Here is a 14,855-nt window from a genome sequence, read left to right as displayed (position 1 = left end):
AGTAGTGCAGGGGTGACGCCACCCCGGATGGATGTCGGGGTGGTACGGGTCAGCTGACCTCGACGATGATCTCGACCTCGACCGGTGCGTCCAGGGGCAGCTCGGCCACCCCGACGGCGCTGCGTGCGTGCCGGCCGGCCTCGCCGAAGACCGCGCCGAGCAGATCGGACGCACCGTTGATCACGCCGGGCTGGCCGGTGAATCCCTCGGCCGAGGCGACGAATCCGGTCACCTTCACGATCTTGACGACGTTTTCCAGTCCCACCAGTGAGTCGACGGCGGCCAGCGCGTTGAGCGCGCACCGTGCGGCCAGGTCCTTCGCCTGCTCGGCGGAGACCCCCGCGCCCACCTTGCCGGTGGCCAGCAGCTTGCCGTCGGCGATGGGTAGTTGGCCGGAGACGTAGACGTGCTTGGCGGACTGCACGGCCGGCACGTAGCTGGCTACCGGCGGCACCACCTCTGGCAGGCTCAGCCCCAGCTCGGCGAGTTTGGCGTGCGGGTTGTTGGTCATGACTTCGGTCGCTTGAAGTACGCGACCAACTGGTCCGGGTTGGGGCCCGGCACCACGGCCACCAACTCCCAGCCGTCCTCACCCCAGTTGTCGAGAATCTGCTTGGTCGCGTGCACCAGCAAGGGCACGGTCGCGTACTCCCACTTCGTCATGTCGCTCAGCCTAACGATCGCTCCGGCGGGTTCGAGTTACCGGCCGTCCCACTGTCTGGGGACCGAGCCGCTGTCCGGGACCGAGCCGCTGTCCGGCCCGGAGTCCGTCAGTTCGCACCGCCCACTGTGTGCGAACCGCCTCGGGCAGCGGGACCGGTCGGGCAGAAGACGATCACAGAAGACCCGGTGCCGGTTGTTCTGGTCGTCGGCGATGGAGACCGTGGTCTCGCCCGAGTCGAGTTCCGGTAGGAAGGCCAGCGAGCCGGCCACGGTATAGGCCAGTCGGGCGGCCGTCTCCAGGTCATTGACGTGTATCGGCAGGTGGATCACGAAGCCGGACTCGTCCTCCTGCTGATCACAGCTGATCTGGGCAGCCGGTCGTACCGGCGCCTCGGTGGCCACGGTTGCCGGCGCCTCGGTGACCGCAGGCCCTGGTGTCCCGGCGGCCGCAGGCCCTGGTGTCCCGGCGGCCACCGGCCCCGATGTCCCCGGCTCCGGTGGCCGACGGTAGGGGCGCTCGTTGATCGGTCCGACACCGCTGTTCGGCTCGGCGGCGGCCTCCGTACGCCCTCGACGGAGCGAACCACCATCGAATGCCACACCCGGTACCCGCAGCGAGTGCCATCGCTCTCTCGTTTCGAGATGTGTGCGCGCGTAGTTGTCCGCGTGGTCACGCATGCGTGCCTCCGGCGTCGTAGCGGGCTGAGGTGCTGGCACCGACCGTGGTACCGGCCACCAGGGCCGGGTTCCGGCTCGGCGGCGAGGCAGCGACGGGGCCTGACCGGCCGGTTCCCGTTGACGATGACAGTAAGCACATGCTCCTAGGATCACAACATGACGCGCTGCTGTGGTGACATACTGTCACGATCATGATCGATCCACGGAGGGATCGGGCGCTCTACCGCCAACTCGCTGACCTTCTGCGCGAGCAGATCGACAGTGGCGAACTCACGCCCGGCTCGCCGCTGCCCTCCGAGACGACCCTCGCGCAGACCCACGGGCTGGCCCGGCCAGCGGTCCGGCAGGCAATCGCGCTGTTACGCGCCGAAGGGCTGGTGACGACCTCGCGCGGCTATGGGACCCGGGTACGCAAGCAGGTCGAACGGACACCGCTGGAGCTTCCCGCCGGGAGCTTCGCCATCGCCCGGATGCCGTCCGACGCCGAGCGCCTCGAATACGACCTGGATGACGGGGTGCCGGTGCTGGAGATCCAGCTGCAAAACGGCAGCACCAGTGTCCATCCCGGCGATCGGATACGCCTCGCGCGTCCCTAGCGCGTGGGAGCTACCCTCACCGTCGAGCGGGCACGTATGCTCTCTCGTCACGTCCAGACCAGAACCACCCTACGCACGGGCCACGCGACCGAGGTGAACGGGGGAGAACGATGACTCAGCCACCGAACGACGGTGTGGGCCAACCACCGGGTGGTCAGCCGTCGTACGAGGATCCGACCCGCCCCTCCGTACCGGCCAACCCGACCGAGCCCACCGCTGCGCTCCCGACCGCCCCGTTCGCGGCGCAGCCGGGGGGCGCCCCGGAGCCGCCTACGCAGCCGATCCCGGGTCAGCCAGTTCCCGGTCAGCCGTACCCGGCGCAGCCCGTCCCGGGCCAGCCGGTGTCGGGGCAACCCTTCCCGGGCCAGCCGTACCCGACACAGCCCTTCGCAGCCCAGCCGGTGTCCGGGCAACCCTTCCCACCCCAACCGGTGTCCGGTCAGCCAGTGTCCGGCCAACCGATTTCCGGTCAGCCGTATCCGGCGCAGCCCGCGCCGGGCCAGCCATATCCGCCTCAGCCATATCCGCCTCAGCCGTACCCGGCGCAGCCCGTCCCGGGCCAGCCGATGCCCGGCCAGCAGGCTTTCCCCGGCCAGCCGCAGTTCCCGGACCTGCCCCCCGGTCAGCCGGGGTACGGCCCACCGCCGGCACCGCCCAAGAAGCGTCGTGGGCTGCTGATCGTCTCGATCGTCCTGGCCGTGGTGTTGGTGCTCTGCGGTGGTGGCGGCGTCGCCGCGTTCCTGATTCTGCGTGACACGCAGACCGGCACCGGCGCGGAGGCACCCGAGGCTGCGGTCGAGAACTTCCTCGAAGCCGTGTACGTCGAACGCGACGCCAAGAAGGCGGCAGAGCTGGTCTGCTCGGAGGCCCGGGACGACGACGCGATCAAGAAGAAGGTCGACGGGATCAAGACGCAGATCGAGGCCACCAAGGACCCGAAGTTCCGGTGGACAGCGCTGAAGGTGGACGACAAGAACGAGGAACGGGCGATCGTCTCGACCAAGCTCACCCTGATCACCTCTGACGAGAAGATGACCGAACAGCAATTGAAGTTCACCGTGGTACAGAAGACCGGCTGGTGGGTGTGTGAGGTGGCCTGACCGCACCAGCGGCTAGGCTCGAAACGTGCGAGCAGGTGAGCAGCCGGCCAACCCGGCCCGAACGGCTTGGCCGGCCCGCCTGCATGTGGTGACCGGTAAGGGCGGGACCGGAAAGACCAGCGTGGCCGCCGCCTTGGCGCTCGCGCTGGCCGCCGACGGACGTCGGACCCTGCTGGTCGAGGTCGAGGGCCGGCAGGGCATCGCCCAGCTCTTCGGGACCGACCCCCTGCCGTACGAGGAACGCAAGATCGCCACCGCCACGCGCGGCGGCGAGGTCCGAGCGCTGGCGGTGGACCCCGAAGAGGCGCTCCTCGAATACCTGGACATGTTCTACAAGCTCGGTGCCGCCGGCCGGGCGCTGCGCAAGTTCGGGGCCATCGACTTCGCCACCACCATCGCCCCCGGGCTACGGGACATCCTGCTCACCGGCAAGGTGAAGGAGGCGACCAACCGTTCCGTGAACCAGCGCCGGGTGTACGACGCCGTCGTCCTCGACGCCCCACCAACCGGGCGGATCGGGCGTTTCCTCAATGTGACTGCGGAGGCCGCTCGGCTGGCCAAGGTGGGCCCGATCAAGACCCAGAGCGAGGGCGTGGCCAACCTGCTGCGCTCATCGATGACTGCCGTGCACATCGTCACCCTGCTCGAAGAGATGCCGGTGCAGGAGACGGTGGACGCGATGGCCGAGTTGGCCGCGCTGAAGATCCCGGTCGGGCGGATCATCGTCAATGGCACTCAACCCCCGCTGCTGGCCGCCAAGGTCACCCAGGCCGAGCTGCGCCGAGGGCTCGCTGCCGCCGGGCTGTCCGCTGACCGGGCCACCATCACCGGGCTGCACGCCGAGGTCAGGAATCACCTGACCCGCCGGGCCCTGGAAGATTCCCTCCGCGCCGACCTGGTCGAGCTGGGCCGGCCGCTGGTCGAACTGCCGCTACTGGCCGAAGGGGTCGACCGGGCTGGTCTGGACGTACTAGCCGAGCGACTGAATCAGGCCGACTGACTCACACCTGCCCGTTGCCCCGGGCGAACGACGTACCGATCCCGATACGCTCGTTTGGTGCCTTCCGATCACGCGGCGCCGCAACTGGACGTCGACCAGATCCTTGCCGACCCCGGCGTCCGGATCGTGGTCTGCTGTGGCGCGGGTGGCGTGGGCAAGACCACCACGGCAGCCGCGCTCGCGCTGCGCGCCGCCGAGCAACACGGCCGTCGTACGGTGGTGCTCACCATCGACCCGGCCCGACGCCTGGCCCAGTCACTCGGCCTGACCGAGCTGGACAACACCCCACGCCAGGTCAAAGGGCTCGAAGCCGAGGTAAGCGGCGGCGAACTGCACGCCATGATGCTGGACATGAAGCGGACCTTCGACGACGTGGTGCTCGCGCACACCGAGCCGGCGAAGGCGGCGGAGATCTTCGCCAACCCCTTCTACCAGGCAATGAGCTCGACCTTCGCCGGTACGCAGGAGTACATGGCGATGGAGAAGCTGGGGCAGCTGCACGCCCGGGGCGAGTGGGATCTGATCGTCGTCGACACGCCACCCTCCCGGTCAGCGCTGGATTTCCTCGACGCACCGGCCCGGCTGTCCCGGTTCCTCGACGGCCGGATGCTGCGGCTGCTGCTCGCCCCGGCCCGCAGCGGTGGGCGGAGCATGTTCAGCCTGGTCACCGCCTCGTTCGGGATGTTCTCCAAGGTCGTACAGAAGGTGCTCGGTGCCCAGTTGCTCACTGACCTGTCCGGGTTCGTGGCCGCGCTGGACTCGATGTTCGGCGGGTTCCGGCAGCGCGCCGAGCAGACGTACCGCATCCTTCAGGCCCGGGAGACGGCATTCCTGCTGGTCGCGGCACCGGAGCCGGACGCGGTCCGGGAGGCGGCGTACTTCGCCGGACGGCTCGGTGAGGAACAGATGCCACTGGCCGGCCTGGTGCTCAACCGCGTGCACCGTCCACTCGTTGCGGAGCCGGATGCCGAGCAGAGTCTGGCTGCCGCCGATCGGCTGGCGGCGGCCGGCGGGCACGAGGCGACCGTGGCGGCGTTGCGGGTACACGCGACGCTGGCCCGACAGGCGACGCGGGAGCAGCAGGTGGCCGCGCGATTCACCGAGGCCTTCCCCGACGTCCCTACGGTGGCGGTCACGGCGCAGCCCGCCGATGTGCACGACATCGACGGGCTGCGCACGATTGGCGCGGCGATCAGCCAGTCGTGACCAACGACTTGTTCTTGTCCCGCATCGCGGCCTCGAACATCTTCTTCCAGCTCGGCACCTGTGGGTGTCGGCGTAGCAACGCCCGGCGCTCGCGTTCGGTCATGCCACCCCACACACCGAACTCGATCCGGTTGTCGAGCGCGTCAGCCAGGCACTCGTAGCGCACCGGGCAGCTACGGCAGATCCTCTTCGCCACGTTCTGCTCCGCGCCTTGCACGAACAGCGCATCAGGATCACCGTTCTGACACGCTGCCAACGTGGGCCAGTCTGGAATCATGCCCATCTGATTACGTCCCCCCTTGCAGTCCCGCTACCGACCTCTGCCGGCCAGCCGGCGATAAACCCCCCGGCCGTCCACCGCGCCTTCCCCCAGGCGCGCCGGACGACATGCGATCCCCTCGCAGCACCATCATGCTCTGTAGTCATCCGATTACGCAACGTTGTCGGCCAAATCTAATATTCCGGACACTCCAGACTCATCGCCCGACAGCGCAGGCCTATCTACCCGACGACGATCTGCGAAAACGCCACCGAGGACCCGCGATATGGGGGACACTCGACAGCGGGGACACGCAACCGAACGTCAGTAGTCGTGCGTCTAGCACAACGAGGTCAACGCCCGCAGGAAATGGGGAAAGTACGCGGGAGGGACCCTCGTTGCCGATTGACGTACCCTGACGGAGTGACCTGGATGCGCAAACGTGACCACAATGTGCTTACAAACGCCGCATCGCTACTGATCTGCGGACTGCTGGCCGGTGTGGTGGTCGCCGCAGCCGCCTTCCCAGCAGTGGCGATGTCCGGTCTGGCAGCCAAGGCAGGTGCGGAAACCTTCGACAAGCTGCCCACCGAGTTGACCGTCAAACGGTCGCCGCAAGCCAGCTACCTCTACGCATCAGACGGTAAGACGCCGCTCGCCAGCATGTTCGACGAGAACCGGCGGGACGTCCCGATCAAGGACATCTCACCGAACATGCAGAAGGCGATCGTCGCGGCCGAGGACCACAACTTCTACAAGCACAATGGCGTCGACCTGAAGGGGGTGGGCCGCGCCTTCCTCTCCAACAACAGCGGCGGTGACACCCAGGGAGCGTCCACGCTCACCATGCAGTACGTCCGCCTCTCGGTCGCGTACTCGGCGACGCATCCGCAGGACGTGGTGGACGCGACCGAGGACACCGCCGCCCGCAAGGCGAAGGAGATGCGCTACGCGATCCAGATCAGCCAGGACATGACGAAGGAACAGATCCTGGAGGGTTACCTCAACCTCGCCGCCTTCGGCAACGGCGCGTACGGCATCTTCGCGGCCAGCCAGGTCTACTTCGGCAAGCATCCCCGCGATCTGACGATCGACGAGGCAGCCACGCTCGCCGGCCTGGTCAAGGCTCCCACCAAGTTCAACCCGGCCACCGAGTCCGGCTACCCCGACGCGGTAGGGCGCCGGGACTACGTGATCGACAACATGGTCAAGCTCGGCATGGTCACCCAGCAGGAGGGTGATGCCGCCAAGGCAGTCAAGCTCGTCGTCAAGGACAAGAAGATCCCGAACGGCTGCGTCGCGGCCAACAAGAACCACTGGGGCTTCTTCTGCGACTACTTCTACCGCTGGTGGCTGGACCAGGAGCCGTTCGGCGAGACCCGCTACGACCGGGAACGCCGACTCAAGAGTGGCGGCTACAGCATCGTCACCACCCTCGACGTGAAGACGCAGGATGCGGCGAAGAAGGCCGTCGAGAACAACCTGAAGACCGGCAACAAGAACGCGCTGATGGTCGCCGCAGTCGAACCGGGCACCGGTCGGGTACGCGCGCTGGCCACCAACCGTAACTACAAGCTGGACGACCCGAACAAGCCGCAGAACAAGATGTCCAGCAACCCGGCCAAGGCAAAGAAGAAGATCCGGGGCACCTACCCGAACACCACCAACCCGCTGATCACCGGGGGCGGCGACATCCACGGCTACCAGGCCGGTTCGACGTTCAAGATGTTCACGTTGGTGGCGGCACTGGAAAAGGGCTACCCGCTCGACTACTCGATCAATTCGCCGGTGCAGTTCAAGTCGAAGTACCCGGTCGAGTTCGGCAGCAAGGCGGCCTGCCCGGGCACCAGCTACTACTGCCCGAAGAACGCCAGCCCCAGCATGGCCGGCACCCACAACATGTGGAGCGCCATGGGCGCCTCGGTCAACACCTACTTCGTACCGCTGCAGCAGAAGGTCGGTGCGGCGAACGTGGTCGAGGCGGCAAAAAAGCTCGGCATCAAGTTCCTCTCCGCGGAGGACGCGAAGTTCGCCGACAACAAGGACAACGCTGACATGTGGGGCGCCTTCACCCTCGGCGTCTCGGCAGTCACCCCGCTCGACCTGGCCAACTCGTACGCCACCCTGGCCGCCGACGGCAAGCACTGCGAGCCGATCCCGGTGCAGGAGATCCGCGACCACGACGGCAAGAAACTCGACATCGCGAACCCCCGCTGCGACCAGGCAGTGAAGCCCGAGGTTGCTCGGGCCGCCATCGACGCAGCCCGCTGCCCGGTCGGTGACCGGTCGGCCATCTCGAGGTGCCGGGGTGCGACCGCTGGCGGCGTGCGCGGCGCCGTCGGCAAGCCGGTAGCCGGTAAGACCGGTACCACCGACGCGGAGAAGACCGCGTCGATGGTGGTCACCACCAAGCAGCTCTCGGTGGCCGGCATCCTCGCCGACCCGGACTGGGCGCAGACCACCGACACGATGTCGCACAACATCGTCAACCCGGCCGTCTACCAGACGCTGCGGGACGCGATGAAGGGCAAGCCCAGCATCGAGTTCACCCCGCCCGGCAGCAAGACCGCCAACGGCGATCAGGTGTCCATCCCGAACGTCAAGTGCCAGTCGGTGGACGCCGCGCGGGCCCGGATCAAGGACGCCGGATTCGACGTCGAGGTGGACACCCGGCAGGTCGATTCGAGTTGCCCGGCTGGCACCGTCGCCGGCACCAGCCCCGACGGTCGTACCGTCAAGAACGGCACCGTGACCATCGAGGTCAGCAACGGCAAGCAAAACGACAATGACGATGACAACAACAACGGCAACAACAACGGCGGCGGGGGTCGACCACGCCGATAACCGGATCAGCTGACCGAGCGGGGCAGACACCTGAAGAGGTGCCTGCCCCGCTCGCTTTTCGCCGATCCTGCGACTCCGGGCCGCCGGCCGTTGTTCGTACCGTCGACTGGGTCCGTACGCTCGGCCAGTCAGACGCCGAGCTGGCGACGTACCTCGGCCGCCACTCGGCCCCCCTCGGCCCGGCCGGACACCGCGGCCTGAGCCGCCTTCATGGCCGGACCCATCTGTCCCTTGCCGGTGAACCCGCCCTCGGCCAGCGCCCCCGCGACCAGCTCAACCAGTTCCGCGTCGTCGAGCTGCTTGGGCAGATAACGGTCGAGCACCTCACCCTCGGCGGTCTCCTTCGCCGCCTGCTCGGCCCGCCCGGCGTCGGCGAACGCGGTCGCCGCCTCGCGGCGCTTCTTCGCCTCCTTGGTCAGCACCGTCAGGACCTCGTCGTCGGAGAGTTCCCGCTTGACCTTGCCCGCGACCTCGGCATTACCGATGGCCGCCAGCGCCATTCGCAGGGTAGACGTGGTCAGTTCGTCGCGCGCCTTCAGCGCCGCGCGCATGTCCGTAGTCAGGAGGTCCTTCAGCGTGCCCATGGACGGTCAAACTACCCTGAGCGCCATGCGAAAGCGCACCGTATTACGACTGGCCGCCGGGACTGCCGCGATCGGGGGCGCCACCCTGGCGTACGCGTCGCTCGTCGAGCGAAACATGTTCACCCTGCGCCGGTACGACGTGCCGGTGTTGGCGGCCGACGCGGAGCCGCTGCGGGTTCTCCACCTCTCCGACCTGCACATGACCCCCGGCCAGCGACGCAAGCAGGAATGGGTGGCCTCACTGGCCGCCACCGACCCGGATCTGGTCGTGGTGACCGGGGACAACCTCGCCCACCCCGAGGCGGTCCCGGGCGTGCTCCGGGCGTTGCAACCGCTACTGGACTACCCCGGAGCCTTCGTCTTCGGCTCCAACGACTACCGGGGACCGGTCTGGAAGAACCCCTTCAGCTACTTCCTCCCGGACCGCGAATACGTCCAGGGGGTTGAACTGCCGACGGAGGATCTTCGCGAGGTGCTGGTCGGTACGGGCTGGGCCGACCTCAACAACGCCCGTACGTCGATCAAGGCCGGCGGGCGGACCGTGGAGTTGGTCGGGGTCGACGACCCGCACATCGGGCGGGACGACTACGCCTCGGTCACCGGACTGGTCTCCCCCGACGCGGACCTGTCGATCGCCCTCACCCACTCGCCCGACCCGCAACTGTTGGATGAGATGGCCGCTGACGGGTTCGACCTGCTGCTCGCCGGGCACACCCACGGCGGTCAGGTACGGGTGCCCTTCGTCGGTGCCCTGGTGACCAACTGTGAACTACCCCGATCGATGGCCCGGGGGCTGCACCGGTGGCCCGCCTCCGATGCCTGGCTGCATGTCTCCGCTGGTCTGGGCACCCACCCCACCGCGCCGGTCCGGTTCGCCTGTCCGCCCGAGGCGTCGCTGCTGACCCTGATCCCCCGCTGAGGTCGGGCGGCAGCCGGGGTACCGAGTTTGCCCCTCCGGAACGGTGGGCTAGTATTGCTCCGCACGCCTCGGGGTGTGGCGCAGCTTGGTAGCGCGCTTCGTTCGGGACGAAGAGGTCGTCGGTTCGAATCCGGCCACCCCGACCGAGATGGCAAGGCCAGGTGAGAGGCATCTCACCTGGCCTTTTGCCGTGCTCGACGTGATCTAGCTTATCGATCTACGCCACTGCCTACCCGCCGTCGTGGTCGTCGCTCTCGTCCAAAGTCAGCGGAAAGTCAGCAAACGACTCCCGCACCCGGTCCGCGCCAGCCTCGAACGCGTGCATGTACCGGTCGAGCGTGGTCGAGATCTGCTCGTGCCCCATCACGCGGGCAACGTCGTTGACCGGCACGCCGTCCGTGATGAGCCAGGTGGCGTACGAGTGCCGCAGGTCGTGAAAGCGCAGCCAGCAATATGACCTTCATCGACACCCTCGCACCCCTGCTCGCCCTGACACCAGTGCGCTGCGTGTGCGACGGTGGTTCATGCCGTTGAGCACGTATCACCTCAGAACTTCGATCGCCGTGTCCGACATACAACGGGCGGTCGCGTTCTACGAAGGCCAACTGGGCCTACAGGCGCTGCAGTCGGGCCCCAGCGCCAACATCGCCGATGGCAGCCGCGTCTATGGCTCTGGCGGCGTGGCGGCACTGAACGTGTACCAGTCGGTTACTGCTGGAAAGAGCCCGGCGACACTGGCGACCTGGTACGTCGACGACATCGACCAGGTCGTTGACGAGCTCGTCTCGTCCGGCGTCGAGTTCATCCGATACGACCAGTTCGAACATGACGCCAAGGGAATCACCGCTCGGGCCGGCGGTGGACGTATCGCGTGGTTCCAGGATCCGGACGGCAACACCTTCGCCCTCGAATCCGACGTCTGACGGCCGGGCGTCCACCCTCTCCTGACCGGCTGGGGCCCGACGCCGACCCCCACGACCCCCACGACCCCCACCAAGCCGGTACGGTGACCAGACCCTGCACTGCACAGGCAGGGGACGGCAATCCCGGCCACCTCGACCAAGCCTGGCCGGGCTGCGGTCGTAGCGCCAGTTAACAAGTAGCCGCGATCCGCGCGCACCCGTACAACATGTGGTGGCAGGACGCTGAGTGACACCGTCCGCTCAACATTCGTTCGGAGCAGGATTGGACATGGCTGGCCGTGTCCCGGACAGCCGCCCGTCGTGCATGGTCACCGCCCGATCGGTGAGGTGCAGGTGTTGCAGGTCGTGGGTGACCAGCACCGTCGCAATCCGGTTCTCGTGGGTGATGTCCCGCAGCAGCCGTACGACGGTCTCACCGCGTTCGTGGTCGAGCGCCGAGGTCGGCTCGTCGACCAGCAGCAGGCTGGGCTCCCCCATCAGGGCCCGGGCCACCCCGACCCGCTGCCGTTCGCCGCCGGAGAGTTGGTGCGGACGGCGCCCGGCCTTGGCCGCCAGACCAACCCGGTCCAGCAAGTGCCGGGCCCGGTCTCGGGCTGAGGTGTGGTCCCGGGCCGTGACGCGGTTCCGGGCTGAGATGCGGTTCCGGGCTGAGATGCGCGGTGTCCGGTTGATGTGGGCGACGAGCAGCAACTGATCCAACACGGTCAACGAACCCAGCAGGTTGGCCTGCTGGAACACGAAACCGATCTGCTCCCGGCGCAGCCGGTCCCGACCGGCCTGGTCGAGCGGGCCGACCGCCACCCCGGCGACGGTGACCGTGCCGGACTCGGCCGTGATCAGGGATCCGGCGACCGCCAGCAGGCTGGACTTGCCGGAGCCGGACGGGCCGGTGACGGCGACCAGTTCCCCAGCGGAAACGTGCAGGCTGACATCGTCCAGCGCCACCAACCGGCGATCACCATCCGGATACGTCAACCGGACATCGGTCAGGTCGAGGGTCATCGGGCTGCTCCCAGTGCGGTAAGAGGATCGACCTTGCTGACTCGGCGTACGGACACCGCCGCCCCCAGGACGCCGACGGCGACCATCGCCACCAGCGGAATCCCAACGGTGCCGACGTCCAGAACGAACGGCACCACCTGTCCCGCCAGCGCCCCGAGCGCGGCGGCCATCCCGGCACCGACCGAGGCACCGGCGAGCAGTACCACGGCGGCTTGGCCCAGGGCGTCCCGGAGCAGATAGCCCCGACTGCCGCCGATGGCCCGTACCACCGCCAGGTCACCGGCGCGCTGCATCGTCCAGACGGTGAAGAACGCCCCGACGACCAGCACGGACACGCCGAGCAGCAGCCCGCGCATGAGGTTCAGCGACCCCTGCTCGGACGAGTAGCCGCCGACCGCGTCGTACGCCTCTTCGCGGCTGACTGTGGCGGTGCCGGCGGCCCGGTCGATGGCGGCCCGGTCGATGGCGGCCGGGTCGCCGCCGGCCCGGGTGATCGCCACCGCGGTGATCGCCTCCGCGCGGGACAACTGCCGCCAGGTGTCGATCGGGGTGTAGGCGACCGGCAGGTGGTTGAAGGAGACGGTCGCCACGATCGCCGCGATCCGTACCTCCTGACCGCCGAGCTGGACCCGGTCGCCGACCCGCAGCGACTGCTCCTCGGCCAGGTCGGCGGTGATCGCCGCCTCGCCGGCGGCCGGGGCCGCCCCCTGCTGGCGGGTCGGATACAGGGCCGGGTCGGCCCCCAGCAGCGTCACCGCCGCCGAGCGCTCGCCGGCCTGCAACCGGGTGGTGGCGACCCCGAGCGGGTACGCCCCGGTCACGCCCGGCTGCCCGGCGATCGTGCCGACCGTCTCCGCCGGCAGGGCGCTGGTAGCGAAGGCGACCTGCTGCCCGGACGCCGGCTGCTGGAAGGCGATGTCGTCGACCGGCAGTCGCGCCACCGCCGAGATGCTGGCCGCACCGAGCCCAGCGGTCAGCCCGGTGAGCAGTACGACCATCAGCGTCATCAGGGCGATGACGCCGCCGAGGAGCGCGAACCGGCCCCGGGCGAACCGCAGGTCACGAAGTGCGATGAACATGTACCCAGCCTCGTCGCCCACGCCGCTGCCGCCATCGGACCGGGGACGGGCTGCTGGGCCGCGAAGGTGGCAGGCTGATCTCCAACCAAAGTTGGGGGTCGACCCGTCACCGGTACCACTACTGTCGGTAGCGTCATGGGTGACGTCGCACTCTCCGGTTCGGTCGCGCTGGTCCTGCTCCGCCGGGCCGAGCACGTCCTGTTCATCGGGTTGCTCGCGGTGGGGGCGGCGCGAGCCGTACTCGACGGCCGGCCGGCGGTGGTCGTGCTGACCGGCGCCCTGCTCCTCGGCGCGTGGTACACCGTGGGCGTCGTGGTGGCCCACCGTGGCTCGGGGCTGCTGACGGAGCGTACCCGCGCCGGCTGGCTCGGACTGGCCTGGCTGCTTGTGCTCACCGCCGGCTGGGCGGGGCTGGTGACCCTCTCGGTGGACTTCGTCTGGTTGGCCTTCGTCCTGTTCCTGCTCTACCCGCAGCTCCTGCCGCTGGCCGGCGCACTCCCGACCGTCGCCGTACTGACCGCCGGGGTGATCGCCGCGTTCGGCCTGCACCGGGGACGGCTCGACCCGGGAGCCGCACTCGGCCCGGTCATCGGGGCTGCGGTCGCAATCGTGATCACCCTGGTCTATCAGGGCCTACGCCGGGAGACGGACATCCGGGACCGGCTGCTGGCGGAACTGACCGCCGCCCAGGACCAGCTCGCCGCTACCGAGCGCCGGGCTGGCACCCTCGCCGAACGAGAACGGCTGGCCCGCGAGATCCACGACACCGTCGCCCAGAGCCTCTCCAGCATCATTCTGCTGCTGCGGGCGGCGCGGAACGCGTACCTCGACGCGCCCGCCGCCGCCCGACACCAGCTGGACACGGCCACCGCTGCGGCGCATTCCGCCCTGGACGACACGCGGCGCTTGGTCCGGGCCCTCGCCCCGGCGGAGCTGGTCGGCCGGTCCCTGCCCGAGGCCCTGCGCCGCTTGGTGGACGGCACCGGCGAGTTCGGCCTGGACGGCCGATTCACTGTGGAAGGCGAGCCCGCTCCGCTGCCCACCCGGATCGAGGTGAGCCTGCTGCGGGCGGCCCAGGAGGCACTCGGCAACGTCCGCTCGCACGCCGCCGCCCGACGGGTGGTGGTCACCCTCACCTATCTGCCGCACGCGGTCAGCCTCGACGTGGCCGACGACGGGCGCGGCTTCGATCCCCAACTTCCGGCGCTCTCCGGTCCGACCGCCGGCACTGGTCTCGGCCTGGCGGCCATGCGGGCCCGACTGGCCGAGGTCGGCGGATCCCTCGTCGTCGAATCCGCGCCTGGGCACGGCACCGTGCTCGGTGCCACCGTCCCGCTCACCGATGAGGTGCCATGACCAGCATCCGGGTTCTACTCGTCGACGACCATCCCATCGTCCGGGGTGGCTTGCGGGCGGCGCTCGACGCCGATCCCGGGATCACCATCGTCGGGGAGGCCGCCACCGGGGAGGCAGCCCTCGACCAGGTCACCGAGCTACGCCCCGATCTGGTGTTGATGGACCTGCAACTCGGTGCCGGCATCGACGGTGCCGAGGCCACCCGGCGCATCCGGACGATGTCCCAGCCACCCCGGGTGCTGATCCTGACCACGTACGACAGTGACGCCGACATCCTGCCCGCGATCGAGGCCGGGGCGACCGGCTACCTGCTCAAGGACGCCGACCCGACGGACCTGCTGGCCGCGATCCGTACCGCCGCCGCAGGTGAGACCGTGCTCGCCCCGTCGGTGGCCACTCGGCTGGTGTCCCGGGTCCGCTCCCCCGGCCGGTCCCTTACTCGCCGGGAGACCGAGATCCTGCAGATGGTCGCCGACGGCCTGGGCAACCAGGCCATCGGTCGACAGCTTTTCATCACCGAAGCGACGGTCAAGTCCCATCTGGTGCAGGTCTTCACCAAGCTCGGCGTCGACAACCGGACGGCGGCGGTAGCGGAGGCCCGCCGCCGGGGCGCCATCCGCTGACCGCCGCCAGTCACTGTCCGACC

General features: G+C 68.8%; 18 protein-coding genes and 1 tRNA gene. 10 read left to right on the top strand and 9 right to left on the bottom strand.

The genetic code is table 11. The features are described from left to right. Positions 1-49: 49 nt before the first annotated feature. The 3 genes from ACWDV4_RS04890 to ACWDV4_RS04880 are packed head-to-tail and all read right to left on the bottom strand — an operon-like array spanning position 50 to position 1,341. Complete coding sequence (locus tag ACWDV4_RS04890) at positions 50-511, bottom strand: RidA family protein (RefSeq protein ID WP_449974924.1); 462 nt, start codon at positions 509-511, stop codon at positions 50-52. Then, positions 508-663 (bottom strand): hypothetical protein, encoded by a 156-nt coding sequence (locus tag ACWDV4_RS04885; protein WP_449974923.1) that lies wholly within the window; start codon positions 661-663, stop codon positions 508-510. The genes ACWDV4_RS04890 and ACWDV4_RS04885 overlap by 4 nt, the downstream gene beginning before the upstream one ends. A gap of 36 nt (positions 664-699) precedes the next feature. Next, positions 700-1,341: a hypothetical protein gene (locus ACWDV4_RS04880; RefSeq protein WP_449974921.1), complete on the bottom strand. Its 642-nt coding sequence runs from the start codon at positions 1,339-1,341 to the stop codon at positions 700-702. A 191-nt stretch (positions 1,342-1,532) separates the two neighbouring features. On the opposite strand from ACWDV4_RS04880, the gene ACWDV4_RS04875 reads away from it, so the two are divergent. After that, complete coding sequence (locus tag ACWDV4_RS04875) at positions 1,533-1,937, top strand: GntR family transcriptional regulator (protein ID WP_449974919.1); 405 nt, start codon at positions 1,533-1,535, stop codon at positions 1,935-1,937. Between the two features lie 47 nt (positions 1,938-1,984). On the opposite strand, the gene ACWDV4_RS04870 is transcribed toward ACWDV4_RS04875, so the two are convergent. After that, the gene (locus tag ACWDV4_RS04870) at positions 1,985-2,395 is read right to left on the bottom strand and encodes a hypothetical protein (RefSeq protein ID WP_449974917.1); all 411 of its coding nucleotides are present in this window, start codon (positions 2,393-2,395) and stop codon (positions 1,985-1,987) included. A gap of 108 nt (positions 2,396-2,503) precedes the next feature. Here ACWDV4_RS04870 and ACWDV4_RS04865 point away from each other — a divergent pair, with 108 nt between their 5' ends. The 3 genes from ACWDV4_RS04865 to ACWDV4_RS04855 are packed head-to-tail and all read left to right on the top strand — an operon-like array spanning position 2,504 to position 5,243. Continuing rightward, on the top strand, positions 2,504-3,037 hold the full coding sequence (locus tag ACWDV4_RS04865) for an Rv0361 family membrane protein (protein ID WP_449974916.1): 534 nt from the start codon (positions 2,504-2,506) through the stop codon (positions 3,035-3,037). Between the two features lie 25 nt (positions 3,038-3,062). Further along, positions 3,063-4,037: an ArsA family ATPase gene (locus tag ACWDV4_RS04860; protein ID WP_449974914.1), complete on the top strand. Its 975-nt coding sequence runs from the start codon at positions 3,063-3,065 to the stop codon at positions 4,035-4,037. 54 nt (positions 4,038-4,091) lie between these two features. After that, positions 4,092-5,243 carry an ArsA family ATPase gene (locus ACWDV4_RS04855; protein WP_449974913.1) on the top strand — a complete coding sequence of 384 codons (1,152 nt, stop codon included), beginning with the start codon at positions 4,092-4,094 and terminating at the stop codon, positions 5,241-5,243. On the opposite strand, the gene ACWDV4_RS04850 is transcribed toward ACWDV4_RS04855, so the two are convergent. Next, positions 5,230-5,526, bottom strand: coding sequence for a WhiB family transcriptional regulator (locus ACWDV4_RS04850; protein WP_184535375.1), 297 nt, complete (start codon positions 5,524-5,526; stop codon positions 5,230-5,232). The genes ACWDV4_RS04855 and ACWDV4_RS04850 overlap by 14 nt on opposite strands. Positions 5,527-5,934: 408 nt before the next feature. On the opposite strand from ACWDV4_RS04850, the gene ACWDV4_RS04845 reads away from it, so the two are divergent. Then, positions 5,935-8,346, top strand: coding sequence for a transglycosylase domain-containing protein (locus ACWDV4_RS04845; protein ID WP_449975143.1), 2,412 nt, complete (start codon positions 5,935-5,937; stop codon positions 8,344-8,346). 128 nt (positions 8,347-8,474) lie between these two features. Here the strand turns inward: ACWDV4_RS04845 and ACWDV4_RS04840 are convergent, their stop codons facing one another. Continuing rightward, positions 8,475-8,930, bottom strand: a complete 456-nt coding sequence (locus ACWDV4_RS04840) for a GatB/YqeY domain-containing protein (RefSeq protein WP_449974911.1) — start codon at positions 8,928-8,930, stop codon at positions 8,475-8,477. A 25-nt stretch (positions 8,931-8,955) separates the two neighbouring features. On the opposite strand from ACWDV4_RS04840, the gene ACWDV4_RS04835 reads away from it, so the two are divergent. Both ACWDV4_RS04835 and ACWDV4_RS04830 read left to right on the top strand, forming a co-directional pair. After that, positions 8,956-9,849: a metallophosphoesterase gene (locus tag ACWDV4_RS04835; protein WP_449974910.1), complete on the top strand. Its 894-nt coding sequence runs from the start codon at positions 8,956-8,958 to the stop codon at positions 9,847-9,849. 69 nt (positions 9,850-9,918) lie between these two features. Beyond that, a tRNA-Pro gene (locus ACWDV4_RS04830) sits at positions 9,919-9,992 on the top strand. An 86-nt stretch (positions 9,993-10,078) separates the two neighbouring features. Here ACWDV4_RS04830 and ACWDV4_RS04825 read toward each other — a convergent pair. Continuing rightward, positions 10,079-10,294 (bottom strand): tyrosine-type recombinase/integrase, encoded by a 216-nt coding sequence (locus ACWDV4_RS04825; RefSeq protein ID WP_449975141.1) that lies wholly within the window; start codon positions 10,292-10,294, stop codon positions 10,079-10,081. A 118-nt stretch (positions 10,295-10,412) separates the two neighbouring features. Between ACWDV4_RS04825 and ACWDV4_RS04820 the strand changes: the two genes are divergently transcribed. Beyond that, positions 10,413-10,772 carry a VOC family protein gene (locus ACWDV4_RS04820; protein ID WP_449974909.1) on the top strand — a complete coding sequence of 120 codons (360 nt, stop codon included), beginning with the start codon at positions 10,413-10,415 and terminating at the stop codon, positions 10,770-10,772. Between the two features lie 240 nt (positions 10,773-11,012). On the opposite strand, the gene ACWDV4_RS04815 is transcribed toward ACWDV4_RS04820, so the two are convergent. Continuing rightward, positions 11,013-11,774 carry an ABC transporter ATP-binding protein gene (locus ACWDV4_RS04815; protein ID WP_449974907.1) on the bottom strand — a complete coding sequence of 254 codons (762 nt, stop codon included), beginning with the start codon at positions 11,772-11,774 and terminating at the stop codon, positions 11,013-11,015. Continuing rightward, positions 11,771-12,853, bottom strand: coding sequence for an ABC transporter permease (locus tag ACWDV4_RS04810; protein ID WP_449974906.1), 1,083 nt, complete (start codon positions 12,851-12,853; stop codon positions 11,771-11,773). The genes ACWDV4_RS04815 and ACWDV4_RS04810 overlap by 4 nt, the downstream gene beginning before the upstream one ends. A 135-nt stretch (positions 12,854-12,988) precedes the next feature. Here ACWDV4_RS04810 and ACWDV4_RS04805 point away from each other — a divergent pair, with 135 nt between their 5' ends. After that, positions 12,989-14,209: a sensor histidine kinase gene (locus ACWDV4_RS04805; protein ID WP_449974904.1), complete on the top strand. Its 1,221-nt coding sequence runs from the start codon at positions 12,989-12,991 to the stop codon at positions 14,207-14,209. Then, complete coding sequence (locus ACWDV4_RS04800; protein WP_449974903.1) at positions 14,206-14,832, top strand: response regulator; 627 nt, start codon at positions 14,206-14,208, stop codon at positions 14,830-14,832. Before ACWDV4_RS04805 ends, ACWDV4_RS04800 begins: the two co-directional genes overlap by 4 nt. Positions 14,833-14,855: the final 23 nt, after the last annotated feature.

This window comes from Micromonospora sp. NPDC003197 (assembly GCF_053590565.1).
Note: the sequence above shows the minus strand (reverse complement) of the source record. Positions and strands in the feature narration are given on the sequence as shown.